This is a genomic window from Acidovorax sp. FG48 (genome assembly GCF_057809085.1).
Genome location: NZ_JBMDJH010000012.1, coordinates 75,952 through 99,710, shown reverse-complemented (window position 1 = coordinate 99,710; position 23,759 = coordinate 75,952). Strand labels below are relative to the sequence as shown.

21 protein-coding genes and 2 riboswitches are annotated in these 23,759 nt (G+C 64.5%); of the genes, 12 read left to right on the top strand and 9 right to left on the bottom strand.

The window, feature by feature from the left end:
• Positions 1-24: 24 nt before the first annotated feature.
• The 8 genes from ACODSU_RS17185 to ACODSU_RS17150 form a co-directional block, all read right to left on the bottom strand.
• Entirely contained in the window at positions 25-573 is a 549-nt protein-coding gene (locus ACODSU_RS17185) for a hypothetical protein (RefSeq protein ID WP_488843480.1), read from the bottom strand.
• Positions 574-604: 31 nt separating this feature from the next.
• The gene (locus ACODSU_RS17180; RefSeq protein WP_488843478.1) at positions 605-1,570 is read right to left on the bottom strand and encodes a TRAP transporter substrate-binding protein; all 966 of its coding nucleotides are present in this window, start codon (positions 1,568-1,570) and stop codon (positions 605-607) included.
• Between the two features lie 42 nt (positions 1,571-1,612).
• Entirely contained in the window at positions 1,613-2,911 is a 1,299-nt protein-coding gene (locus ACODSU_RS17175) for a TRAP transporter large permease (protein ID WP_488843476.1), read from the bottom strand.
• Between the two features lie 21 nt (positions 2,912-2,932).
• Entirely contained in the window at positions 2,933-3,442 is a 510-nt protein-coding gene (locus tag ACODSU_RS17170; RefSeq protein WP_056640579.1) for a TRAP transporter small permease, read from the bottom strand.
• 111 nt (positions 3,443-3,553) lie between these two features.
• The gene (locus tag ACODSU_RS17165) at positions 3,554-4,519 is read right to left on the bottom strand and encodes a TRAP transporter substrate-binding protein (RefSeq protein WP_056640576.1); all 966 of its coding nucleotides are present in this window, start codon (positions 4,517-4,519) and stop codon (positions 3,554-3,556) included.
• Between the two features lie 24 nt (positions 4,520-4,543).
• Complete coding sequence (locus tag ACODSU_RS17160; RefSeq protein WP_488843474.1) at positions 4,544-5,383, bottom strand: putative hydro-lyase; 840 nt, start codon at positions 5,381-5,383, stop codon at positions 4,544-4,546.
• Positions 5,384-5,643: 260 nt separating this feature from the next.
• Positions 5,644-6,555 (bottom strand): LysR family transcriptional regulator, encoded by a 912-nt coding sequence (locus ACODSU_RS17155; RefSeq protein WP_309823823.1) that lies wholly within the window; start codon positions 6,553-6,555, stop codon positions 5,644-5,646.
• Positions 6,556-6,809: 254 nt separating this feature from the next.
• Positions 6,810-7,268: an Lrp/AsnC family transcriptional regulator gene (locus ACODSU_RS17150; RefSeq protein WP_056067700.1), complete on the bottom strand. Its 459-nt coding sequence runs from the start codon at positions 7,266-7,268 to the stop codon at positions 6,810-6,812.
• A 448-nt stretch (positions 7,269-7,716) separates the two neighbouring features.
• Between ACODSU_RS17150 and ACODSU_RS17145 the strand changes: the two genes are divergently transcribed.
• The 10 genes from ACODSU_RS17145 (at position 7,717) to ACODSU_RS17100 (ending at position 19,825) form a co-directional block, all read left to right on the top strand.
• Positions 7,717-8,688, top strand: a complete 972-nt coding sequence (locus ACODSU_RS17145; RefSeq protein WP_488843472.1) for a TRAP transporter substrate-binding protein — start codon at positions 7,717-7,719, stop codon at positions 8,686-8,688.
• Between the two features lie 125 nt (positions 8,689-8,813).
• Positions 8,814-9,308 carry a TRAP transporter small permease gene (locus ACODSU_RS17140; protein ID WP_488843470.1) on the top strand — a complete coding sequence of 165 codons (495 nt, stop codon included), beginning with the start codon at positions 8,814-8,816 and terminating at the stop codon, positions 9,306-9,308.
• A complete protein-coding gene (locus ACODSU_RS17135) occupies positions 9,305-10,582 on the top strand; it encodes a TRAP transporter large permease (RefSeq protein ID WP_488843468.1) in 1,278 nt (425 codons plus the stop codon). Before ACODSU_RS17140 ends, ACODSU_RS17135 begins: the two co-directional genes overlap by 4 nt.
• 5 nt (positions 10,583-10,587) lie before the next feature.
• A riboswitch (glycine riboswitch) is annotated at positions 10,588-10,693 on the top strand.
• Positions 10,694-10,706: 13 nt separating this feature from the next.
• A riboswitch (glycine riboswitch) is annotated at positions 10,707-10,838 on the top strand.
• 47 nt (positions 10,839-10,885) lie between these two features.
• Positions 10,886-12,028, top strand: a complete 1,143-nt coding sequence (gene gcvT / locus ACODSU_RS17130) for a glycine cleavage system aminomethyltransferase GcvT (RefSeq protein WP_488843466.1) — start codon at positions 10,886-10,888, stop codon at positions 12,026-12,028.
• 81 nt (positions 12,029-12,109) lie between these two features.
• Positions 12,110-12,484 (top strand): glycine cleavage system protein GcvH, encoded by a 375-nt coding sequence (gene gcvH, locus ACODSU_RS17125; RefSeq protein ID WP_108625643.1) that lies wholly within the window; start codon positions 12,110-12,112, stop codon positions 12,482-12,484.
• Positions 12,485-12,598: 114 nt separating this feature from the next.
• Complete coding sequence (gene gcvP / locus ACODSU_RS17120; RefSeq protein WP_488843464.1) at positions 12,599-15,487, top strand: aminomethyl-transferring glycine dehydrogenase; 2,889 nt, start codon at positions 12,599-12,601, stop codon at positions 15,485-15,487.
• Between the two features lie 208 nt (positions 15,488-15,695).
• Positions 15,696-16,064: an FKBP-type peptidyl-prolyl cis-trans isomerase gene (locus ACODSU_RS17115; RefSeq protein WP_082576793.1), complete on the top strand. Its 369-nt coding sequence runs from the start codon at positions 15,696-15,698 to the stop codon at positions 16,062-16,064.
• A 4-nt stretch (positions 16,065-16,068) separates the two neighbouring features.
• On the top strand, positions 16,069-17,139 hold the full coding sequence (locus ACODSU_RS17110; protein ID WP_488843462.1) for a MerR family transcriptional regulator: 1,071 nt from the start codon (positions 16,069-16,071) through the stop codon (positions 17,137-17,139).
• Positions 17,140-17,184: 45 nt separating this feature from the next.
• Entirely contained in the window at positions 17,185-18,465 is a 1,281-nt protein-coding gene (locus tag ACODSU_RS17105) for an acyltransferase family protein (RefSeq protein ID WP_488843460.1), read from the top strand.
• Complete coding sequence (locus tag ACODSU_RS17100) at positions 18,455-19,825, top strand: MFS transporter (RefSeq protein WP_488843458.1); 1,371 nt, start codon at positions 18,455-18,457, stop codon at positions 19,823-19,825. Before ACODSU_RS17105 ends, ACODSU_RS17100 begins: the two co-directional genes overlap by 11 nt.
• A 64-nt stretch (positions 19,826-19,889) precedes the next feature.
• Here the strand turns inward: ACODSU_RS17100 and ACODSU_RS17095 are convergent, their stop codons facing one another.
• A complete protein-coding gene (locus tag ACODSU_RS17095; RefSeq protein WP_060986838.1) occupies positions 19,890-20,546 on the bottom strand; it encodes an NAD(P)H-dependent oxidoreductase in 657 nt (218 codons plus the stop codon).
• 253 nt (positions 20,547-20,799) lie between these two features.
• Here ACODSU_RS17095 and ACODSU_RS17090 point away from each other — a divergent pair, with 253 nt between their 5' ends.
• Together ACODSU_RS17090 and ACODSU_RS17085 are read left to right on the top strand one after the other, a co-directional pair.
• The gene (locus ACODSU_RS17090) at positions 20,800-23,052 is read left to right on the top strand and encodes a PAS domain-containing hybrid sensor histidine kinase/response regulator (RefSeq protein ID WP_488843456.1); all 2,253 of its coding nucleotides are present in this window, start codon (positions 20,800-20,802) and stop codon (positions 23,050-23,052) included.
• A complete protein-coding gene (locus ACODSU_RS17085) occupies positions 23,039-23,701 on the top strand; it encodes an RluA family pseudouridine synthase (RefSeq protein WP_488843454.1) in 663 nt (220 codons plus the stop codon). Before ACODSU_RS17090 ends, ACODSU_RS17085 begins: the two co-directional genes overlap by 14 nt.
• Positions 23,702-23,759: the final 58 nt, after the last annotated feature.

The following is a 23,759-nucleotide window of genomic DNA, read 5'->3' as shown; positions in this document are numbered from 1 at the left end:
TGGAAAGAGGTGGTGGCTGTGTGGCTAGGCGATGGCAAGGTGGGCGGGGGCCAGCCTTTGCATGACCTGCCACACGGCAGGAATGGGGGGTGCGGTGGCCAGAGCCCGCTCCACAGGGCACCAGGGGCTTGCCAGCGAAGCGGCCCAGGCCATCACGGGCAAGATGTCGGCGGGCGGCAGGGTCTGCATGGTGTCGATCACGATGCGAAGCTCCTGCGCCAGGCGGTTGCCGGGGGCAAATCGCCAGTGGTATTGGCCGCCCGCCACACACACGGCGCGGTTTTCCTTGGCCGTCATGGCCGACAGCCACAGGCAATGAAAGTCGGCGCAGGCCGGGGCTGGAGGCTCGGTCAGGCAGAAGGTGTAGGCGTTTTCGTAAGCGCGGCCAAAGTTGCGCACCAGGGTCTCGGCAATGGCCTCGCGGCCCAGGGTGCATGCTGGGGCCTGCTCGTCGCCCTGGCGCATTTCCATCTGCAGCAGCGCACCACCGGCAAAGGCTTGCGTAATGAGGTGCGGGCGATTGAGATCCTTGGCGCGCAGGTACATCTCGATGGTGTCCGAGGGTGTGTGCATGGTGCTTCTCCTGAAAGACTTGCAGGAAAGGTCAGCGCTGCGTGTAGTAAGGGATGAAGATCTGGTTGGCCTCGCTGCCCACCGAGCGCACCCACTCGCGCGAGAAGCGTTCGCCCAGGCGCTTGAGTTCGGCATCAAAATCTGCTGGCGCACGATCCACCTTGATGCCCTTGCGCTGCAGCTCGGCCACCGACTCTTCGGCCACCGCAGCGCTCATGGCCCAGCCGCGCGTCTCTGCCTCGGCGGCGGCCTTGGTCACCGCCTGGCGTGTGGGTGCAGGCAGTGCGTCAAAAGCCCGCTGGTTCACAAAAACAATGTTCTTGGGAAACCAGGCGTTGATGCCGTAGTACTGCTTGATCTGGCCCCAGACCTGGTTCTCGACCCCCGTGAGGGCCGAAGTGATCATGGAATCGAGCTTGCCCGCCGACAGAGCCTGGTTGACTTCCACCATCGGCACATCCACGGGCGTGGCGCCCAGCAGCTCGGCAATGCGCACGGTGCCGGGGTTGTAGGTGCGCATGCGCGTGCCCTTGAAGTCGGCGGATGAGCGCACGGGGTTGATCGAGAACAGCCCCTGCGGCGGCCAGGGCACGGCGTACAGCGCCTTGAGCCCCTTGCTGGCCATGTGCGACTCGATCAACGGGCGCTGCACGTCCCACATGCGCCGCGCGTCGGCATAGCTGCGCACCACAAAGGGCACGGCATCCGCCCCCGCAATGGGGATGTCCCGCACCAGGGTGGTCATGATGGTCTCTCCCGCCTGGGCCTTGCCCTCCTGCACGGCCTGGGGGATCTCGTTCAGCTTGAACAAGGTGTTGTTGGCATGGACCTCGACGCGCAGAGCGCCCGCCGAGGCACGCTCCACGTCCTGCGCAAACTGCACGAGATTGCGGGTATGAAACGACTCCGCGCGGTAGCCCGTGGCCAGCTTCCACTGGGTCTGGGCGTGCAGCACCGGGGCCACGGCGAACGCGGCCAACAACACCAAGGTCTTCATGGGGAACTCCTGCGCGGATGTTTCAGGCGTGGGTGCTGGGGGTCAGCCCTGCATCTGGCGTGGCAGCCAGAGCACGACATCGGGCACGAAGTACGTCATCACGACGGCCACGATCATCAGAGCGAACAGAGGCAACGCCGTGCGTGCGATCCAGGTCACTTCGCGCCGCGTCATGCCCTGCAACACGAAGAGGTTGAAGCCCACAGGCGGCGTGATCTGCGCCATCTCGACCACCAGCACGATGAAGATGCCGAACCACACCAGGTCAAAGCCTGCGGCCTCTACCGTGGGCAGCAGCACAGCGATGGTCAGCACCACCATGGAGATGCCGTCCAGGAAGCAGCCCAGCATGATGAAGAACACGATGAGCAGCAGCATCAGCGCGAAGGGCGACAGGTGCAGCGCCCCGATGAACTCGGCCAGGTGCCGTGGCAGGCCAATGAAGCCCATGGCCAGCGTGAGGAACGCGGCACCCGCCAGGATGAGGCCGATCATGCAGTACACGCGGCAGGCAGCGACCAGCCCTTCCTTGAAACGCGCCCAGTTCAGAGAGCCCTCGATCTTGGCCAGGATCAACGACCCGGCCACACCCAGCGCCGCAGCTTCGGTGGCGGTGGCTATGCCGCTGTAGATGGCGCCCAGCACCACGACGATGAGCGACACGACAGGAATCAGGTGGCGGGAGGCATACAGCTTTTGCACAAAGCTTAGACGGGCATCAGGCGCAGGCACCTTGTCCTTGTTGAACAAGGCCCACACGATGATGTAGCCCATGAACAGCACAGCCAGCATGAGCCCCGGAATCACCCCCGCCAGGAACAGCTTGGAGATCGACACGTTCGCCGCCACGCCGTAAACGATCATGATGATCGATGGCGGAATGAGCAGGCCGAGGGTGCCCGCACCGGCCAGCGTGCCCACGGAGATGTCTTCGGGATAGCCGCGCTGCTTGAGTTCAGGCAGCGTGATCTTGCCGATGGTGGCGCAAGTGGCGGCCGATGAGCCCGAGATGGCTGCGAAGATGGTGCAGCCCACCACGTTGACGTGCAGCAGGCGGCCGGGCAAGCGCTCCAGCCAGGGCGCCAGGCCCTTGAACATGCTGCTTGACAGCTTGCTGCGAAACAGGATCTCGCCCATCCACAAAAACAGCGGCAAAGCCGTCAGCGTCCAGCTGGAGGTTGACCCCCAGATGGTCAGCATCATGCTGTCGCCCACCGGGCGGTTGGTAAAAAGCTCCATGCCGACCAGAGCCACTGCCAGCAGTGACAGGCCGATCCACAGGCCCGATCCGAGCACTGCGAACAGCACCACGATCAGACCCAAAGCGATGATGACGTCCATGATGAGGTCTCCTGGATCGGGTTATTCGGAACGTGCGGCTTCGGACACCGCCATGAAGGCCGTCCCCTGGAAGCGCAACACCAGCGCATGGGCAAACGCCAGCGCAAAACCAATGCAGCCCATGGCCATGCTGATCTGGGGAATCCACAGCGGTGACGCGTCGGCCGCGGGCGAGATGTCATGGGTGATGTAGGAGATCCACACTGAACGCACGGCATAGCAGGCGATGTACACGGACAGCACCAGCGCGCTGACCAGGCAGAACCATTCGAAGGCACTGCGCCAGCGGGCGGGCAGCCTGTCCAGGATGAGCGTCACCCGGATGTGATCACCGTTTTGCAGCGTGCTGGGCAGTGCAAAGAACAAGGCGGCGGCAATGGCGTAGCCCGCGTAAGCGTCAAGTCCGTCGATGTTGAGGTGGATGACTTCACGGGCAAAAACGCCCAGAGTGACTGCGCCGAACGCGGCCAGCATCGACAGGCCGGACAGCAGCATCAGCAGCCTGTAGAAATTTCGGACGAGCTTGTCCATGGCGTACTCCTGTAACGCTTGAAAAAGAGGGGGAGCGGTAACGAGATTGCGGGGGTAGCGCGCGGTGCGCTACCCGGCCCCGTGGGGGCCTTCAGACATGTTCAGACGTGACTACTTCTTGCGGTAGGCGTCGATGATGGCCTGCCCCTCGGCACCGGCCGATTTCACCCAGTCGGCGGTCATGGATTCGCCGATGCTCGCCAGCTCCTTCTTGATGCTGTCGCTCGGCTCGGCCACTGTCATGCCCTTGGCCGACAGCTCCTTGATGAACTCCTTGTCCACGCGCTCGCTGGTGGCCCAGCCGCGTTCTTCGGCGGCAGCTGCGGCTTTGAGCACGGCGTCCTGCAAGGGCTTGTCGAGGGCGTCAAAGGCCTTCTGGTTCACCACCGTGGCATTGCGCGGCAGCCACGCGCTGACGGGGTAGAAGTACTTGACCTGCTCATACAGCTTGGACTCCACGCCGCTGGCGCTCGATGTCAGAAAGTTCTGCACCGTGTTGGTCGCCAGGGCCTGGCCCAGCTCCGACAGCTGGATCGTCACGGGCTGCGCCTTGAGCAGCTGGGCAATGCGCGTGGTGGCAGGGTTGTAGGCGCGCATCTTGGTGCCCGCAAAGTCTGCGGGCGTGCTCACCGGCTTGAGCGAATACAGCGACTGGCCGGGCCATGGCACCGAGAACAGCACCTTCACGCCCTGGGCGGCCAGCAGCTTCTCTTGCGCTGGCTTGGCGGCCAGGTACAGGCGCTTGGACTCTGCATAGGTGGTCGCCAGGAAGGGGATGGAGTCCACACCAAACAGCGGGTTCTCGTTGGTGGCGCCCGACAGGATGAACTCGGCCGAAGGCACCTGCCCGGTCTGCACCGCGCGCTTGATTTCGTTGGCCTTGTACAGCGAACCACCGGGGTGCAGGGTGATCTTGAGCTTGCCTCCGGTGAGCTTGTCCACTTCATCGGCAAACTGCTGCACGTTCTGCGTCTGGAAACTGTTGGCGCCGTAGCCGGTGGGCAGGTCCCACTTGACCTGAGCCTGGGCCGCACACACGCTGAGGGCTGCCGTCATACACAGTGCAAATTTTTTCATGGGGAGACTCCTGGGGTAAGCCGCTTAGAAGCTGGCGAGTTGGTGGTTGAGAAGGTCGGTGATCAGCATGCAACCCGGGGCATGCGTGATGCAGAAGGCCGGTTGGGCGTTCAGGATGGCGGACTGGGGTGTGACACCGCAGGCCCAGAACACGGGGATTTCATCGGGCAGCAGGGCCACGGCGTCGCCGTAGTCGGGCTTGCCAATATCGGCAATGCCGATGAGCGCGGGATCGCCGATGTGCACTGGTGCGCCATGCACGTTGGGAAAGCGCGAAGTGACCTGCACGGCACGGATCACATCGGCAGCGCGCATGGGCCGCATGGATACCACCATGGCGCCGCCGAACGGCCCCGCCGCTTCGGTGGCAATGCTGGTGCGGTACATGGCCACGTTCTTGCCCTCGTTGATGTGGCGCAGGCTGATGCCGGCCTCTTGCAGCGCTGCTTCGAACGAGAAAGAGCACCCGAGCACAAATGTCACCAAGTCATCGCGCCACACGTCACCGACGTCGCCCACCTCCCGGACCATCTCGCCATGGCGCCAGATGCGGTACTGCGGCAGGTCACTGCGAATGTCGATCCCGTCGCCCAGCGTGGGGAGCGTGAACTGGCCTGGCTCGCTCACCGCCAGCACGGGACAGGGCTTGGGGTTGCGCTGGCAAAAGCGCAAAAAGTCTCCCGCCAGTACCTCGGGCAGGATCACCAGATTGCCCTGGACGCGTCCGTGGGCCAAGCCACTGGTATGCGATGACCAGAGCCCGTGGCGTATCACGCTGCGCACATGGCGAGGGTCGTTGATCCCTTCCGAACCAAACACTGCGAGCGCTGTGTGTTGAGCTGAATCCACCGTTTTTCCTTGCATTGAGAAATGTCAATTGCGTGACGTTGGGCAGATTGTGTTGGGGTGTGAACGACCCTGGCAAATTCAAAAAATTTCTATCACATCATCGATTTTTTCCATGCACTCCATTGGGGAGAGGCGAACCATCTTGGTGCCAAGGGAAAACCCTGAGAGAAAATTTACGGGTATACCCTGACACCGCCGGACCATTGGAATGCCGGAGAAAAAGGCGTAGGTCGAGCGCGCCCGGCAGAGTGGGCCGAGGCGTTTTTGAGGGAGGCTCAGCCCTTGCGAGAGCGGCGGGCTGGCGCGGGTTGTTGCTGTTCGATGAAGTCCAGCGCCGAACGCACCACGGCCTCCATGGCGGGCGATGAAGGGTCTTCACGGTAGCTCACGTGGATGGGCAGCGGCCGCAATGCCGTGTCGCACGCCAGGGCTCGCAAGTCAGGGAACGCCAGCAGGCGCTGCACTGCCAGACGCGGCAGCGTGGCCACGCCAAAGCCACCTTGCACCAACTGCACCATGGCAGAAATCGACGAGATGGTGTGCACGCAACGCGGCTCAACCTGGGCCTGGCGCAGCGTGTCGAGCAGGGACACGTGCGGCTGCGAGCCACGCTGGAAAGTCAGGATGTCAGCGCCTGCAAAATCCTCCAGCGCATAGCGACGCTTGCGATGCGTTTTGCTGTTGCCCACAAACACCATCTCCATGGGCGTCACCGCCTGGCTGCGGATGCCATCCGCCGCCGCCGGCAGGGCTGCGAACACGGCATCCAGCGTGCCGCGGCGGATCTGGTCAAGCAACACCGGGGTGGTCTCCACCGTCAACTCCAGCTCCAGCAACGGGTTGTCCTTGCGCAGCTGTTCCACCCACGGAATGAGCCATGAGTGCAAGACCGATTCGATGGCCCCCAGGCGGATCGACACCTCCAGCGGGCCGCCCGATCCCATCTCGGATTTGAGCTGGCGCTGCAGCTCCAGCATGCGCTTGGCATACACCAGGAACCGGGCGCCAGCCACCGTGAGTTTGAAATGCTTGTCGCGCCGGTCCAGCAACAGCACGCCCAGCTCTTCTTCGAGCGCGGAGATGCGGCTGGACATGGCGGACTGGGTCAGAAACAGCTTCTCGGCAGCGCGTGTCACGCTCTTGAGAGAGGCCACCCAGTAGAAGGCTTCGACAAAACGCAGGTTCATGGTGTTCTTCGGAAGGGCTGGGTGTGCTTTTACTCAAACAGCTCTGCGCACTGCCCAGACGCGCGCACAGCGATGGTGCGCGGTGTGGGAATCCACCCGCCCTTTTTCCGGCAGACACCGCGCTGTAAAAGCCATTGTGCCGTCGCGTTTCAAGGTCACAACGCAGAACTGCTCGCAGTTGGGGCGCTGGCCAAAAGTGCGTTGCCAGTTTTCTGCAAGGAATCTGCGGCGCCTTGTCACGCCACACCACTGGCCTACCCGGTGAACAAGGGCAGGTCTGCCTTCTTCAAGGTCCGCAGCACAAAGCTGGAGCGACTGTGTCGTATGCCTTTGATCTTGTACAGCTTCTCGCGCAGCAGGCGCTCGTAATCGCGGGTGTCCTTGACGACGATGCGCAGCAGGTAGTCGTAGTCACCGGAGACCAGGTGCGCCTCGATCACTTCGGGAATGCTGGCCAGTGTCTCGCCAAATTTTTCGAGCGTGTTGTCCGAATGGCTGTCGAGCGTGACCTGCACCAGCACCGTGTCGGCCAGGTCAAGGGACTGAGGATTGATGCGCACCGTGTAGCCCTGGATGACACCGGCCTCTTCCATCTTTTTGATGCGCCCCCAACAGGGTGACGGGCTCAGGCCCACGGCCTGCCCTATCTCTTGCAGGCTGGCGCGAGCGTTGGCCTGCAAGACAGCGAGAATTTTTCTATCCAGTCGATCCATCGGCCTAATTATTCAACAGATCATTCAGATTCAGAAAATTATTCTGCACATCCAGCAGAATTCGCCAAATTCAGCAAATTCATCTGCAACACCCGGCGCATACTTCTTACATCAAGGCGCTCTTACCGGAGTGCACAAATTGACAAGGCCCCGGCTGGTTACCGCCAGCACGGGGCCCTTGGCATTCCAGATATCTCCTCAGATTGAATAGCTGCCTCCATCCGTGGGTGACATGCGGACTGCGTACGAACCTCAGCCGCCCCGCTCCAAGGAGGTGTCGCCAATGCAACTGCAAACGCCGGGTGGACCAGTTGATAAGCACGCTTACCAGCACAAACCCGGATGCCTGCGGCAATGCTGCACCGCCATAATTTGCCCGAGGCCAGGGGCGGCTCTGCGAGGAGCCAAAGTGCCCCCATCCCCTGCCCCAACATCAACAGGAGACACCATGCAATTGACCAAACTCGTCGTTGGACTGAGCCTCGCGCTCGGCTTTGTGGCCACCGCTGCTGCGCAGGCCACCATGCGCATCAGCATCTCGACGGCCCAGAACTCCCATCAGGGTGTAGCCATCGACACGTTTGCCAAAGAGGTCGAAAAACGCACGGGGGGCCGCTACAAGGTCCAGACGTTCTACAACGGCGCCCTGGGCGGCGAGCGCGAATCGATTGAAGCCGTGCAACTGGGCACCCAGGAGCTGGCCTTCAGCTCCACAGGCCCTGTGCCCAACTTTGTGCCCGAGACCAAGATCCTGGATGTCCCCTTCCTGTTCCGCGACAAGGCCCATGCACGCGCAGTGCTGGACGGCCCCATCGGCCAGGATCTGCTGTCGAAGTTCGACGCCAAGGGCTTCAAGGCACTGGCCTGGGCCGAGAACGGCTTCCGCCACATGACCAACAGCAAGCGTGACGTGAAGGAGCCCGGTGACCTGAAGGGCCTGAAGATGCGCACGATGGAAAACCCCGTGCACATCGCCGCCTACAAGGGCTTTGGCATCATCACCACGCCCATGGCCTTCCCTGAAGTGTTCACGGCGCTGCAACAAGGCACCGTGGACGGCCAGGAGAACCCGCTGTCCGTCATCATCTCGGCCAAGTTCGATCAGGTGCAAAAGCACCTCACCCTCACCGGCCACGTGTATTCGCCCTGCATCTTCGTGATGAACAAGGCAGCGTTCGACAAGCTCTCGGCAGCCGACAAGCAGGCTTTCATTGACGCAGCCAAGGAAGGCACCAAAGCCAACCGTGCGCGCGTGGACGAAGACGACGCCAAGGGCGTGGCCGACCTGCGCGCCAAGGGCATGACCGTGATCGACAACGTGGACAAGGCCAAGTTTGTGGCGGCACTGGCCCCCGTGAACGCCGAGTTTGAAAAGCAGTTCGGCAAGGCTGCCATCGACAAGATCCGCGACGTCAAGTAATTTGGGTCTCTGCTATTACCTTTGCAGCTGATAACGCCCGTAGCCATTGCGCTACCGGGCGTTTTTATTCTTGAACCATCGCTGGTTCTGATCACCTCCTACCTACCCATGGTTGGCACCGCCCCATGAAAAACGCTTTTCTTACCTTTGAGCGATGGACCACCTTCATCGCCATGCTCGGCGCTTGCGCCATGCTGACGATTGCCGCGGCCCTGGGCATGTTCCAGATCGTGACCCGCTTTGTGCTGGAGCAGCCCGCCGAATGGACCGAAGTGCTCATCCGCTTCAGCCTGATCTGGATGGTGTTCCTGGCCATCCCGGCTGCGTTTCGCCAGGGCGCGATGGTGAGCGTGGATGTGCTGTACCGCTGGAGTCCTCCGCGCATCAAGCGGATGCTGGACTGGGTGGTGGCATTGGCGGCACTGGCCCTCATAGGCATCATCATCTGGTATGGCTGGGACTATGCGCAACGTGGGGGGGTACAGAGCATGGCCGGGCTGGAGTCTGTGTCCATGTTTTGGGCTTACCTGGCCATGCCGGTGGGTGGTCTTTTTTGTATCGTCGGCATCATTGGCAACCTCATTGATCCCCTGCGTATGGAACTGGAGACTGCCCAATGAGTTTGGTCATGATTTCAACGATGGTGCTGTGCTTTGCGCTCACCGTCTCGGTGGCCGTGTCCATCGGTTTGGCTTCCATCCTGGGCATCCAGGCCTCCAACGCGAACATGCTCATTTCCGTCAAGGAGATGTTCGGGGCCATCAACAAGTTTCCGCTGGCAGCCATCCCCTTCTTCATCCTCGCGGGCAACCTGATGGAGACCGGTGGCATCTCGCGCCGTCTGGTGGAGTTTGCCAAGAGCATCGTCGGCGGCGTGCAGGGCGGCCTGCCCATGACCTGTGTGCTGACCTGCATGATCTTTGCGGCCGTGTCTGGCTCGTCAGTCGCCACCACGTTTGCGATTGGCGCCATCCTGATCCCTGCGCTCATCAAGCATGGCTACCCCACCAGCTACGCCGCCGCGCTGCAGGCCACCAGTGCTGAGCTGGGCGTGATCATCCCTCCGTCCATTCCGATGATCCTGTACGGGGTTAGCGCCGAGGTATCGATCGGTGAACTGTTCATCGCCGGCTTTGGCCCCGGGCTGCTGATCAGCGGCGCGCTCATGTTGTTCGTGTGGGGTTACTGCAAGTACAAGGGCTGGGGCAAAAACGACGGTGATGGGCGCATGCCTTTTGGCAAGGCCACGCTGCAGGCGGGCTGGGCGCTGCTGATGCCCGTGATCATCCTGGGCGGCATCTATGGCGGCGTGTTCACCCCCACCGAGGCATCAGCCGTCGCTGTGTTCTACGCGCTGGTGGTCGGCATCGTCATCTACCGCGAGATCAAGCTCAAGGACCTGTTCGCCATCCTGCGCAAATCGGCCATCTCATCGGCGGTGATCATGTTCATCATCGCCAACGCCGGGCTGTTTGCATTCCTCATTACACGTGCAGGCGTGCCCGATGCCATCGGCCGGTGGCTGGAGGCGGTGCTGCAGTCCCCGACCCTGTTCCTGCTGGGCGTGAACGCCGCGCTGTTCGTGATTGGCATGTTCATCGAGACCAGTGCGGCGATCATCGTGCTGGCCCCCATCCTGGCGCCCGTGGCCATGCACTTTGGCGTAGACCCCGTGCACTTCGGGCTGATCATGGTGGTGAACCTGGCGCTGGGCATGATCACGCCCCCGTTCGGAGTGAACCTGTTTGCTGCCTGCACGGTGGCCAGAATCTCGCTGGACCGGATCATCAAGCACCTGCTGCCGTTCGTGGGCGTGATTCTGGTGTGCCTGCTGATCATCACCTACGTGCCATCGATCTCGTTGGCACTTCGGGATCTGGTCTACGCAAAGTAGTTAGAATCGCCCGGTCAGGAGAGAGTGCTCCATCTTGTCCATAAGACGCGCAGCACCGCCGAAGGCGCAGGCAGCAGCCGAACGCTCAGGCAAAAGGACTGGCAACCGCCCGCAGCGATGTGGGCGTTCCCTTGCTGGAGAGAGGTGGCCCCACAGAAAAGAAACTGTGTGCAGGCCATCCACCGAAGGAGCAAACCGCACGGCCAGCCAGGGCGCTGCGGTGAATCTCTCAGGTAAAGCGGACAGCAGGGCAAATCCCGTGACCACACCCTGGTCGCGGCCCCCATTTGCCCGGAGTCCGCCATGTCAGCCACCGCCCCCCTGCTCACCACGCCCCTGAACGCCCTGCACATCGAGCTGGGCGCCCGCATGGTGCCTTTTGCAGGCTATTCCATGCCCGTGCAGTACCCCGCAGGCCTGATGGCCGAGCATGTGCACACCCGCACCGCCGCCGGCCTGTTTGACGTGTCGCACATGGGCCAGCTCAAGCTCATCGGCGCCGACGCTGCCGCAGCGTTTGAAACCCTGATGCCCGTGGATGTGATCGACCTGCCCGTGGGCAAGCAGCGCTACGGTCTGCTGCTGACCGACGAAGGCACGATCATTGACGATCTGATGTTCTTCAACCAGGGCATCGTGGATGGCGAGCCCACCTTGTTCGTCATTGTCAACGGCGCCTGCAAGGTGGGCGACATTGCCCATATCCAGGCCCGCATCGGCCAGCGCTGTAAGGTGGTGCCCATGCCCGACCACGCCCTGCTCGCTCTGCAGGGCCCACAGGCCGTCACCGCCTTAGCCCGCTTGGCGCCCGGTGTTGAAAAGCTGGTGTTCATGACCGGTGGCGCGTTCAGCATTGCAGGCTGCGACTGCTTTGTGACCCGCAGCGGCTACACCGGCGAAGACGGCTTTGAAATCTCTGTACCCGCCGCGCAGGCCGAGACGCTCGCCCGCGCCCTGCTGGTCCAGCCTGAAGTCAAGCCCATCGGCCTGGGCGCCCGCAACTCGCTGCGCCTCGAAGCAGGCCTGTGCCTGTATGGCAACGACATCGACACCACCACCACACCCCCCGAAGCCGCGCTGAACTGGGCCATCCAGAAGGTGCGCCGCACCGGTGGCGCGCGTGCAGGCGGCTTCCCGGGTGCCGACAAGGTGCTCGCACAGATCGACAACCCTTCCAGCCTGCCCCGGAAGCGCGTGGGCCTGGTGGCGCTCGAGCGCGTGCCGGTGCGCGAACACACCGAACTGCAAAGCACGGACGGCCAGAAGATCGGCGAAGTCACCAGCGGCCTGCTGGGCCCCACGGTGAACGAACCCGTGGCCATGGGCTACGTCACGCCCGCCTTTGTAGCCATCGGCACCCGTGTCAACGCCATCGTGCGCGGCAAGGCGGTGCCCATGGAAGTGCGCGCCATGCCGTTTGTGCCGGCCAATTACTACCGCGGCTGATTTCATCAGCGAAGCGCAGAAGCTGCGCCCGCTTACATTGCAGATTCCTTTACTTTTTTTCCTTTGCTTGAGGAGCTTCCCATGACGATCAAATTCTCCAAAGACCACGAGTGGATCAACGCCGCTGATGCCAACGCTTCGGTGGTGGGCATCACCGTGCACGCGCAGGACGCCCTGGGCGACGTGGTGTTTGTAGACCTGCCCGAAGTGGGCAAAAGCTTTGCCCAGGGCGAAGTGGCAGGTGTGGTCGAGTCCGTGAAGGCCGCCGCCGATGTGTACATGCCCGTCTCTGGCGAAGTGGTCGAAGTGAACGAAGCCCTGCGTGCCGACCCATCCCTTGCCAACAGCGACCCGCTGGGCGCTGGCTGGTTCTTCAAGGTCAAGCTGGCCGACGCGAGCCAGCTCGACGCCCTGCTGGACGAAGCCACGTACACAGAGTTCGCCAAGAACGCCTGATCCCTGCCGACTTACAGGGCATGGCGCCGGGCCATGCCCGGCCCGCCGCCCTGCCGCGTGCGCGCTCTTTCCCCGGCACCGCCCCCAACCCGCTGCGACCTACGAGACTGCCCCATGCTGATGCAATCCGCCACCCCCCTTGGCGCGCTTGAAAACGCCACCGAATTCCTGCCCCGCCACATCGGCATCGACGCGGCCGACGAAGCGCACATGCTGTCGGTGATCGGCGAGGCCTCGCGCCGTGCGCTCATCGAATCCATCGTGCCGCGCTCCATCGCACGCAGCCGGGGCATGGACCTGCCAGCGCCGCTCACAGAAGCGGCAGCACTGGCAGAACTCAAGGCCATCGCGGGCAAGAATCAGTTGCTCAAGAGCTTCATCGGCCAGGGCTACTACGGCACGCACACGCCCGGTGTCATCCTGCGCAACATCCTGGAGAACCCCGCCTGGTACACCGCCTACACCCCCTACCAGGCCGAAATCTCGCAAGGCCGCATGGAAGCCCTGGTCAACTTCCAGACCATGGTGTGCGATCTCACTGGCATGCCGATTGCCAATTCGTCCATGCTGGACGAAGCCACCGCCGCCGCCGAGGCCATGACGCTGGCCAAGCGCTCGGTCAAGAGCAAGAGCAACGTGTTTGTGGTGGCGGGCGACGCCCACCCGCAGACCATTGAAGTCATCCAGACCCGCGCCAAGCCCCTGGGCCTGGAAGTGCGCCTGGCCAATTCGGCCGAAGAATGGAACACCCTGCTGGACGGCGACTACTTTGCCGTGCTGGCCCAATACCCCGCCACCAGCGGCCGCATTGACGACCTGCGTGCCGACGTGGAAAAGGCCCATGCCAAGCAAGCTGCCTTCATCGTGGCGGCCGACCTGCTGGCGCTCACCCTCATCACGCCACCCGGCGAACAAGGTGCCGACATTGTGGTGGGCACCACCCAGCGTTTTGGCATGCCCATGGGCGCAGGTGGCCCCCACGCTGCCTACATGGCCTGCCGCGATGAATTCAAGCGCTCCATGCCTGGCCGTCTGGTGGGTGTGAGCGTGGATGTGCATGGCAAACCTGCCTATCGCCTGGCCCTGCAAACGCGCGAACAGCACATCCGCCGCGAAAAGGCCACCTCCAACATCTGCACGGCCCAGGTACTGCCCGCTGTGATCGCCAGCATGTACGCCGTGTACCACGGCCCTGAAGGCCTCAAGCGCATTGCACAGCGCGTGGCGGCCTACACCGCCATCCTGGCCCAGGGCCTGAAGCAGCTGGGCGCCCCAGTGCGTGAGCAGGCGACCTTCGACACGCTCAGCCTGCACACCGGCGCCGCTACCAAATCCATAGCTGCTCGCGCAGTGCAAATGGGCGCCAACCTGCGAATTTACTTTGAAGAGTACCTGTGCATCTCGCTGGACGAGACCACCACACGCGCCGACATCGAGCTGCTGTGGAAGATCTTCGCCAAGGACGGCCAGGCGCTGCCCACCTTCGATGCGTTTGAAAAGGGCGTGGAGCCGCTGATCCCCACCGAGCTGCGCCGCGAGAGCTGCTATCTCACGCACCCGGTGTTCAACACCCACCGTTCCGAAACGGGCATGCTGCGCTACATCCGCCAGCTGTCCGACAAGGATCTGGCGCTGGACCGCAGCATGATCCCGCTGGGCTCGTGCACCATGAAGCTCAACGCCACCAGCGAGATGATCCCCATCACCTGGCCCGAGTTTGCCAACGTGCACCCGTTCGCCCCCGCTGACCAACTGGTGGGCTACAAGGAGCTGGACGAGCAGCTGCGCGCCTGGCTGTGCCAGGCCACAGGTTACGCGGGCATCAGCCTGCAGCCCAACGCAGGCTCGCAAGGCGAATACGCTGGTCTGCTGGCCATCAAGGGCTACCACGAGTCGCGTGGCGAAGGCCACCGCAACATCTGCCTGATCCCCAGCAGCGCACACGGCACCAACCCCGCCAGCGCCCAGATGGTGGGCATGCAGGTGGTGGTGACGGCCTGCGATGCCAATGGCAACGTGGACCTGGTGGACCTGAAAGCCAAGTGCGAACAACACAGCGCCAACCTGGCCGCCGTGATGATCACCTACCCCAGCACGCACGGCGTGTTCGAGACCAGCGTGAAAGAGCTGTGTGCCCTGGTGCACAGCCACGGCGGCCGCGTGTACGTGGACGGCGCCAACATGAACGCACTGGTCGGCGTAGCCGCCCCCGGCGAGTTTGGCGGCGATGTGAGCCACCTGAACCTGCACAAGACCTTCTGCATCCCCCACGGCGGTGGCGGCCCCGGCGTCGGCCCCGTCTGCGTGGTGGAAGACCTTGTGCCCTTCCTGCCCGGCCATGCCACAGCGGGCGTGACAGGCGGCGTGGGCGCCGTCAGCGCTGCCCCGCTGGGCAACGCTGCCGTGCTGCCCATCAGCTGGATGTACATCCGCATGATGGGCGCCGAAGGCCTGCAGGCGGCCACCGAGACCGCCATCCTGAGCGCCAACTACATCAGCGCCCGCCTCAAGGACCACTACCCCACGCTGTACGCGAGCGAAAACGGCCATGTGGCCCACGAGTGCATTCTGGACCTGCGCCAGCTCAAGGACACCAGCGGCGTGATGGCCGAAGACGTGGCAAAGCGCCTGATCGACTACGGCTTCCATGCGCCCACGCTGAGCTTCCCGGTGCCCAACACGTTGATGGTGGAGCCCACCGAGAGCGAAACCCTGTTTGAGCTGGACCGCTTCATCGACGCGATGATCGCCATCCGCGACGAGATCCGCCAGATCGAAGCAGGCAAGCTGCCGCAGGACAACAACCCGCTCAAGAACGCCCCGCACACCGCAGAAAGCCTGCTGAGCGGCGAGTGGAACCGCCCCTACACCCGCGAGGCAGCTGCCTACCCCGTGGCCGCACTGCGCAGCAACAAATACTGGTCGCCCGTGGGCCGCGTGGACAACGTGTGGGGCGACCGCAACCTGAGCTGCAGCTGCATCCCGGTGAGCGACTACGCCTGACCCTGCCATAGCGACCCCGGTGGCGCGTCCGCTGCCGTGGCTCTTGGCCTTCCAAGCCCTGGCGCTCCCGTGCCCAGGGCTTTTTTCGTGGTGCCGCTCCCGCAGGCCGCGGCACGAACGCGCATAAGATCGCGGGCTGCGTTGTGATTCACTCTTTCAGGAGCCCCCTTTGCGAAACCTCTTGTGCCTCTTGCTCGCCACCGTTGTGATGGCCCCCGCCGCCATGGCCCAGACCTCCAAGCCCGTCACCACGGCCAGCGGCCTGGTTTATGAATCGCTCAAAGACGGCACGGGCGAATCGCCCAAGGCCACCGACACGGTCAAGGTGCACTACAAGGGCACGTTCCTCGACGGCAAGGAGTTCGACAGCTCCTACAAGCGCGGCGAACCCACCTCGTTCCCGCTCAACCGCGTGATCCCCTGCTGGACCGAGGGCGTGCAGCGCATGAAGCCCGGTGGCAAGGCCAAGCTGACCTGCCCACCTGCCATCGCCTATGGCGCGGCCGGTGCAGGTGGCGTGATTCCGCCCAACGCCACGCTGAACTTCGAGATCGAGCTGATCTCCGTCGGCCGCTGATCCCATGCTGCTGAAGGTCGGCGACCTCGCGCGGCGCACCGGGCTCACGGTGCGCACGCTGCACCACTATGACGAGGTCGGGCTGCTCAAGCCCTCGGGCCGGTCGGACGCGGGGTACCGCCTGTACAGCCAGGCAGACGTGCAGCGGCTGCATGGCATCCAGACCATGCGCCAGATGGGCCTGGCGCTCAGCGACATTGCCGAGCTGCTGGCGGGCGACGGGGTAGCACCCGAGCGCATCATCGGCCAGCAGATCCGCGCGCTGGACCAGCAGATCACGCAGGCCACAGAGCTGCGCGGGCGCCTGACCATGCTGCGCGACGGTCTCATGGCGGGTGCCGAGCCTGACATGGGCAACTGGCTCGAAGCCCTGGCGCTGATGACGACCTACGGCAAGTACTTCAGCACCACCGAGCTCAAGCAGATCTTCACCAACTGGAGCCTGATCGAGGCCGACTGGCTCATTGTGAAAGACCTAGTGCGCAGCGCCATGGACCGCCAGCTGCCACCCGATTCGCCCGAAGTGCAGGCATTGGCCTACCGCTGGATGGCGCTGATGCTGCACTGGATGGAGGGCGACCTCGATCTGCTGGAACGCTGGGGCCACATGTTCCGCACCGAGCCCAGCGCCCAGGGGCGCAACCACGCGCCACCCGGCGACATGATTGCCTATGTGGAGGCCGCCATCGATCTTCGCCTGGAATTGCTGATGAAATACCTGACCCGCGACGACCTGCGTACGCTGGGCCATGTGCCGCACACCGCATGGGCGGCGCTGGAATGCGATGTGCAACAGTTGCTCGACCGCCAGATACCCACCAACCATGCCGACGCAGCGGCTGCGGCTTTGCGCTGGAACACGTTGTTGAACCAGCTGACCCGCAACGATGCGCTATTGCGCCACAAGCTGCTCACGGCGTCGGCCAACGAGCCGCTTCTGCAGGCCGGCTCGCCGCTGAGCGCGCCTGTGCGTGCCTACCTGCAGGCAGCGCTGGCACAGGCGATGCCAACGCCTACTTGGACCGCTGCAGCTGCCGCCCGTGAGGCGGCCACACCGTCGCCAAAAAGCCACTGAAAGTGCTTGACCCTCACGCAACGTGAGGCCTCACAGTCGGTCCCCATGAACGGATCGACACCCTCTTCCAGCAGCTCCTCCCCCACACGGCGGTTGCACGCGCTGGACAACCTCCGCGCCACCATGATGTGGCTGGGCATCGTGCTGCATGTCTCGGTCATCTACATGAGCCGGCCTTCGCCCCTGCCCTGGCACGACGACCAGTCCAGCCCCCTGGCGGACCTGCTGGTGGCGGTGATCCATGCCTTTCGCATGCCCTTGTTTTTCATCCTCGCCGGGTTCTTCGTGGCGGCGCTGGTCCAGAGGCACGGGCTGGCTGGCATGGTGCGCAACCGGCTGCGCCGCCTGGGCCTGCCCTTTGCACTGTTCTGGCCGCCGCTGTTTGTGGCCTGCGCGTTGCTCGGGCTGATGTTCCTGCACCGCATGGCCGATGGCACCTGGGGCGTGGACCGCAGCCTGCTGCCCCAAGGCCCCAACGTGCCCCAGGGTCCGCCCACCATGCACCTGTGGTTCTTGTGGATGCTGTTGTGGCTGGCGCTGCTGACGCCCGTGGCATGGACAGCGGTGCGAGCCTTGCCACACAAGATACAGCAGGCCCTGCAACGCAGCGCCCTCTGGCTGGGTGGCACGCCAACCGGTCTGCTGGCGCTCACCCTGCCGCTGGCCTGGATTGGCGCGGGCTACGACCACGGCATCGTCACACCCAGCGGTTCCTTTCTGCCGCCACTGGCGGAATGGATACACAACGGGCTGTTCTACGGCTTTGGGTTGTGCCTGTACGTGCACCGCAAGGCGCTGATGGCGCGCTACGAACGGCACTGGCCTGCGCTGGCGGGCCTGGGGTTGGTGGGCTTTCTGCTCACCGCGCTGCTGTCAGAAGTGCTGGCCCAGCCCGAGGCATCGGCCTTTGCACTGGTGCTGGTCACCGGAGCGTTCACCGATCTGCTGGCCGCGCCGGTATCGGCCACGCGCCACCTGCAGTTCTGGATGGCGCTGGCCTACAACAGCGCGTCGTGGCTCTGGAGCTTTGCGTTGATCGGGCTGTTTCTGCGCCATGTGGGACAGCCCCGCGCCTGGCTGGCCTACCTGGCCGACAGCTCGTACTGGGTGTACCTGGTGCACCTGCCACTCACGATCGGCCTGGGTGCGCTGCTGTACGGCCTGCCTATCCCAGCCCTGGCCAAGATGCTGATCAACGTGCTGGCCACCACGGCCCTGTGCCTGACCAGCTACCACCTGTTTGTGCGTTTTACCGCGGTGGGCCGCTTGCTCACGGGGCGCACGCACACCCGTCATTCTTTGGGAGACCTCGCTCATGCGACCTGATACCTCACCCCGTCCTGCCCCCTCACCCGGTGCAGGCCCTGCAACCCCACCCGCAGACCCGCGCGCCGCGCTGCTGAAGGACCGCAACTTCCGCTGGATGATTGGCGGCTCGGCCCTGTCCATGCTGGGCGACCAGTTCACGCTGATCGCGCTGCCCTGGCTGGTGCTGCAAATGACGGGCGACACACTGGTGCTGGGCACCGTGCTGGCCCTCATCAGCGTACCGCGTGCGCTGTTCATCCTGATTGGCGGCGCGCTGGTGGACCGCCATTCGCCCAAGCAAGTGCTGATGATCACCAAACACGTCAACCTGGTGCTGCTGGCCGCGCTGGCGGGGCTGGTGTTTGCGGGCACGCTGTCGCTGTGGATGGTGTACGCGCTGTCGCTGGGCATTGGGCTGGCCACGGCCTTCAGCATTCCGGCCGGCACGGCCATGATGCCGTCGGTGGTGGCGCGCCCCCAGCTGCAGGCCGCCAACGGCATCAGCCTGGGCCTGCGGCAGCTGACGATGTTCCTCGGGCCCTTGCTCGCGGGGCTGCTGATTGCACTGTTTGGCGCGGGCGATGCAACCGGGGCGGCTACCGGCACCTCGACACATGCCAACGCCACCGGCATCGGCATGGCCTTTGCGCTGGATGCGCTGAGCTTCGCCGTGTCAGCCTGGACACTGTCCAAGGTGCAGCCCCACGCAGGCCTTGCGGGCGCTTCAGCCCACACGGCCGCGCCGCAGGCGGTGCTCGCTTCGGTGGCGCAGGGCCTGGGTCACTTCTGGCGTGACAGCGAGCTGCGCACCTGCTTTTTGTACTGGAGCGCCATTGCCCTGTACATCATGGGCCCCATCCACATCGCCATTCCGGTATTGGCCAGCAGCAGCCCCCAGCTGGGTGCTGCCGCCTTCGGCATCATCGTGGGCGCCCATGGTGCGGGCACGCTGCTGGGCATGGTGGTATCGGGCATGGTGCCCCGGTTGCGGTTTGGCAGCCTGGGCATGACCATCCTGGCGTTCGACGCCATCATTGGCGCGCTGTTCATGCCGATGGGCCTGATCACCGCCGTGTGGCAGGGCGCGGTGCTGATGCTGGTCATCGGCCTGCTCGGCGGCTTCATGCAGGTGAGCGTGTTCACCTGGATCCAGCACCGGGTCCCGCCCGCCCTGCTGGGCCGCGCGATGAGCCTGTTCATGTTCATCTTCATGGGCCTGGCACCCATCTCGGCCGCCGTCACCGGCTGGGTGATGAAGAGCATCACGCTCACCCAGCTGTTTGCGGCCAGCGGCGGAACGCTGGTGGTGCTGGCCGCACTGGCCTTTGTGCTCACTCCCATGCGCCGCGTGACGGATGCAGCGCCCGCCACACGCTGAGGCTCCCCACGCAAAAAAGGCTGGGCCACGGGTCCAGCCTTTTTCATGACGGAGGACGCGTGCCTCAGACTTCGGTGACGAACTGCTCGCGGGGGCGGCGCACCTTCTTCAGGTTCACCAGCCAGTCGCCTTCGTCGGCGCGGTAGCCCAACGGCAAGATGGCAACGCTGCGCAGGCCGCGTGCCCGCAGGCCCAGGATTTCATCCAGCGCGTTGGGGTCAAAGCCTTCCATGGGCGTCGAGTCCACTTCTTCAAACGCCGCTGCAATCAGGGCGGCGCTCATGCCGATGTAGGCCTGGCGGGCAGCATGCTGGAAGTTCACTTCGGCATCGCGCTGGGGGTAGCTGTTCAGCAGCATCTGGCGGTAGTTTTCCCAGCCTTCGTTCTTGAAGCCGCGCTGGTCATTGGTCAGGTCGAACATCATGTTGATGCGGTCGGCCGTGTAGTTGTCCCAGGCCGCAAACACCAGCAGGTGCGAGCCGTCGGTGATCTGGGCCTGGTTCCAGGCGATGGGCTGGATCTTGGCGCGAACGGCAGGGTCGGTCACCACGATGATCTCGAACGGCTGCAGGCCGCTGGAGGTGGGTGCTAGGCGGGCGGCTTCCAGAATGCGCTCCACCTTCTCTTGCGGCACCTTCTTGGCGGGGTTCATCTTCTTGGCGGCGTAGCGCCATTGCAGCTTGTTCAGCAGGGGTTGGGCGAGGGTGGTATCTGTGGTCATGGCAGGGTCCTGAAAGAATGGGTGAATCGAGGGATGTATCGATGGTGGAACTGTAGGCACCCCACAAGGGTTCGGTAAGCCCTGCCAAAGAAACGGATTGTTCGTAATTCATCAACAATCGACCTCCATCCACGTTGCAACTGCGCTCTAACGCTGCAGTCGCCATCGCATGGCGTCAGATGGGCGGGCGTACACTTACTTGAGAAAGCCTGGGCGAGCGCCCGGGCACGCACCCGGCTGACCGCGCCCCTTCATGAGTGAACCCGACCTGTCTTTTCTGGACCCTGCAGGCCGCCAGCCCGCAGCTGCAGAGCACATGCCCCGCCCGCCTGCCAGCCCATCCCGCACGCCCGGCGCTTCGGCAGAGGGCCTGGTGGCCGATCTGCGCGCCTACCAGGCCGAGCTGGAAAACCAGAACAAGGTGCTGCGCTACAGCCAGGCCGTGGCCGAGAGCGCCTACGAGCGTTTCGAGACCCTGTTTGCCAGCGTGCCGCTGGCCCTCATGGTGGTGGACGACCACGACATGGTGGTGCAGGCCAACTCCATGGCGCACCGCTCGTTCCAGCCCACCGAGCGCGACCGGCCACTGACCGCGCTGATGCCCTTTGTGTGCCCGCAAGACGCCGCCCGTGTGCGCGAGGCCTTTGCCCAAGCGCAAGACCTGGGGCACAGCGAGGTCAAGGAGGTCGTGTTCCTCATCAGCGACGCCACGCGCATCACCGGCGACCTGCACATTGCCCACATCGATGCACCGCAGACCAGCGGGCCGCCGCTGTCGCAGTTTTTGTGCGCGGTGATCGACCAGGGCCCGCTGCTGGCCGAGCGCCAGGCGCTGCAGCACAGCGCCGAGACCCTGCAGCAGCGCAACGAGCAGATCCGCGCCAGCGAAAAGCGGCTGGAGGCTGTCATCAACTCCGCGCTGGACGCCATCATCTGCGTGGACCAGCACCAGCGCATCACCGTGTTCAACCCCACCGCCGCCGCGCTGTTCCAGTGCAGCGCCAGCGATGCGCTGGGCAGCACGCTCGACCGCTTTCTGCCCGATGCCGCCCAAGCCCTTGCGTTTGCCCAGCTCACCACGCAGGCCCTGCTGGGCGAGATGACGGCCCTGACCGCCAGCGGCAAGGAGCTGGCGGTGGAGGTGAGCGTATCGTTCGAGCGCCATGCAGAAAGCGTGGGCGGTGGCGAGACCACCACCGTGTTCGCGCGCGACCTCACCGGTCGCAAGAAGGCCGAGGCGCACCGCAACGAGCTGGAAGCCCAGTTGCGCGAGTCGCACAAGATGCAGGCCGTGGGCACCATGGCCGGGGGCATTGCGCACGACTTCAACAACATCCTGGGTGCGATCCTGGGCAACGTGGAGCTGGCCAAGGCAGACTGCACCCCGGGTTCGCCCGTGCTGGAGAGCCTGCTGGAGATCGACAAGGCCGGCCGCCGCGCGCGCGACCTGGTGCGCCAGATCCTCACCTTCAGCCGCAACGAGCCCCCACAGCGCTCGGCCGTGTCGCTGGCCGAGGTGGTGCACGACACCGAGCGCCTGCTGCGCGTGACCCTGCCCCCCGCCATCGAACTGCACATGCAGCTGCAGGCGGGCCTGCCGCCCGTGCTGGCCGACGCCACGCAGGTCGAGCAGGCCCTGCTCAACCTGTGCACCAACGCCGTCCATGCCATCCAAAGCCAGGGCACCGAGCGCGGCAGCATCCATGTGGAGGCCGCCACGGTGCAACCCGACCAGCGCCTGACCGAGCGCCTGGGCCTCGCGCCCATCGACTACGTGGCCCTGACGGTGCGCGACACCGGCCCCGGCATGGACGCCGCCACCCTGGAGCGCATCTTCGAGCCCTTCTTCACCACCAAGCCCGTGGGCCAGGGCACGGGCCTGGGCCTGGCGGTGGTGCATGGCGTGATGCGCACACACGAAGGTGGTGTGGACGTGCAGAGCACGCCCGGCCAGGGCAGCCGGTTCACGCTGTACTTTCCGGTAGCGACTGACGCCACGGCCAGCATCCCAACCATCGCGGCGGCCGATGTGCCCACCCACCCGGCGCCGCAGACACAGCCCCCAGCCACCGAGGCTGCAGCGTCCGCGCCAGTCCCCGCCGCACCGCCCAGCCCCACTCCGGCCAAGAAGCACCATGTGATGTACGTGGACGACGACCAGGCCCTGGTCTTTTTGGTCCAGCGCCTGCTGCGCCGCCGGGGCTACGAAGTGAGCGGCTATACCGACCCCCACGAGGCCACGGCCGCGTTGCGGGCCGCCCCACAGGCCTATGACCTGCTGGTGACCGACTACAACATGCCCGGCTTTTGTGGCGTGGACCTGGTGCGCGAGGCCCGCCTCATCCGCCCCGATCTGCCCGTGGCCCTGGCCTCGGGCTACGTCACGGCCGAGATCGAACAGGCTGCGCTGGCCGAAGGCGCCCAGGCCCTGATCCACAAACCCAACGACGTGGAAGAACTCTGCGCCACCGTGCAACGGCTGATCGTGGGCCATGACCCTGCCTGAACCCGTGGCAGATGGCGTACAGGCGCTGTATGAAGACGAGGACCTGCTGGTGCTGTGCAAACCTGCTGGGCTGCTGTGTGTGCCCGGCCGGGGGCCCGACAAGCAAGACTGCCTGAGCGCCCGCGCACAGCTGCGCTGGCCCGGTGCGCTCGTCGTGCACCGGCTGGACCAGGCCACCTCGGGCCTGGTTCTCATGGCACGCCACATCGACGCGCAGCGCCGCCTGGGCCACGCGTTTGCCGAGCGCCTGGTGCACAAACGCTACCAGGCGGTGGTGCAAGGCCTGCTGGGCACCGTGGGTGGCGACTGGAGCGAAATCGGCCTGCCCATTGCCGCCGACTGGGAGCGGCGCCCGCTGCGCGTCATCGACCACGGCGTGGGCAAACCCAGTCTGACCCGCTGGCGCGCGCTGGCGCACGACGCGACGGCACAGACCACCCGCGTTGAACTGGAGCCGCTCACCGGCCGCACCCACCAATTGCGCGTGCACCTGGCCGCCATCGGCCACGCCATCCTGGGCGACGCGCTGTATGCCGATGCCGCCACGCAGGCACAGGCGCCACGCCTGCTGCTGCACGCCAGCCACCTGGCCTTTGCGCACCCCGGCACGGGGGAGCCGGTAGCACTGGAGTGGGCGGCCGATTTCTAGCACAATTGCCCGCTAGTGCTGGTGAAACATGCGCAGACCGCTATCCATTCAATAGCAA

Bases quoted from the DNA above. Each gene is read 5' to 3' on its own strand.
- ACODSU_RS17100 (WP_488843458.1), top strand. From the start codon at position 18,455: ATGCGACCTGATACCTCACCCCGTCCTGCCCCCTCACCCGGTGCAGGC.
- ACODSU_RS17140 (WP_488843470.1), top strand. From the start codon at position 8,814: ATGAAAAACGCTTTTCTTACCTTTGAGCGATGGACCACCTTCATCGCC.
- ACODSU_RS17180 (WP_488843478.1), bottom strand. From the start codon at position 1,570: ATGAAGACCTTGGTGTTGTTGGCCGCGTTCGCCGTGGCCCCGGTGCTG.
- ACODSU_RS17135 (WP_488843468.1), top strand. From the start codon at position 9,305: ATGAGTTTGGTCATGATTTCAACGATGGTGCTGTGCTTTGCGCTCACC.
- gcvP (WP_488843464.1), top strand. From the start codon at position 12,599: ATGCTGATGCAATCCGCCACCCCCCTTGGCGCGCTTGAAAACGCCACC.
- ACODSU_RS17170 (WP_056640579.1), bottom strand. From the start codon at position 3,442: ATGGACAAGCTCGTCCGAAATTTCTACAGGCTGCTGATGCTGCTGTCC.
- ACODSU_RS17095 (WP_060986838.1), bottom strand. From the start codon at position 20,546: ATGACCACAGATACCACCCTCGCCCAACCCCTGCTGAACAAGCTGCAA.
- ACODSU_RS17155 (WP_309823823.1), bottom strand. From the start codon at position 6,555: ATGAACCTGCGTTTTGTCGAAGCCTTCTACTGGGTGGCCTCTCTCAAG.
- ACODSU_RS17085 (WP_488843454.1), top strand. From the start codon at position 23,039: ATGACCCTGCCTGAACCCGTGGCAGATGGCGTACAGGCGCTGTATGAA.
- ACODSU_RS17105 (WP_488843460.1), top strand. From the start codon at position 17,185: ATGAACGGATCGACACCCTCTTCCAGCAGCTCCTCCCCCACACGGCGG.
- ACODSU_RS17165 (WP_056640576.1), bottom strand. From the start codon at position 4,519: ATGAAAAAATTTGCACTGTGTATGACGGCAGCCCTCAGCGTGTGTGCG.
- ACODSU_RS17090 (WP_488843456.1), top strand. From the start codon at position 20,800: ATGAGTGAACCCGACCTGTCTTTTCTGGACCCTGCAGGCCGCCAGCCC.
- ACODSU_RS17175 (WP_488843476.1), bottom strand. From the start codon at position 2,911: ATGGACGTCATCATCGCTTTGGGTCTGATCGTGGTGCTGTTCGCAGTG.
- ACODSU_RS17115 (WP_082576793.1), top strand. From the start codon at position 15,696: ATGGCCCCCGCCGCCATGGCCCAGACCTCCAAGCCCGTCACCACGGCC.
- ACODSU_RS17150 (WP_056067700.1), bottom strand. From the start codon at position 7,268: ATGGATCGACTGGATAGAAAAATTCTCGCTGTCTTGCAGGCCAACGCT.
- ACODSU_RS17185 (WP_488843480.1), bottom strand. From the start codon at position 573: ATGCACACACCCTCGGACACCATCGAGATGTACCTGCGCGCCAAGGAT.
- gcvH (WP_108625643.1), top strand. From the start codon at position 12,110: ATGACGATCAAATTCTCCAAAGACCACGAGTGGATCAACGCCGCTGAT.
- ACODSU_RS17110 (WP_488843462.1), top strand. From the start codon at position 16,069: ATGCTGCTGAAGGTCGGCGACCTCGCGCGGCGCACCGGGCTCACGGTG.
- ACODSU_RS17145 (WP_488843472.1), top strand. From the start codon at position 7,717: ATGCAATTGACCAAACTCGTCGTTGGACTGAGCCTCGCGCTCGGCTTT.
- gcvT (WP_488843466.1), top strand. From the start codon at position 10,886: ATGTCAGCCACCGCCCCCCTGCTCACCACGCCCCTGAACGCCCTGCAC.
- ACODSU_RS17160 (WP_488843474.1), bottom strand. From the start codon at position 5,383: ATGCAAGGAAAAACGGTGGATTCAGCTCAACACACAGCGCTCGCAGTG.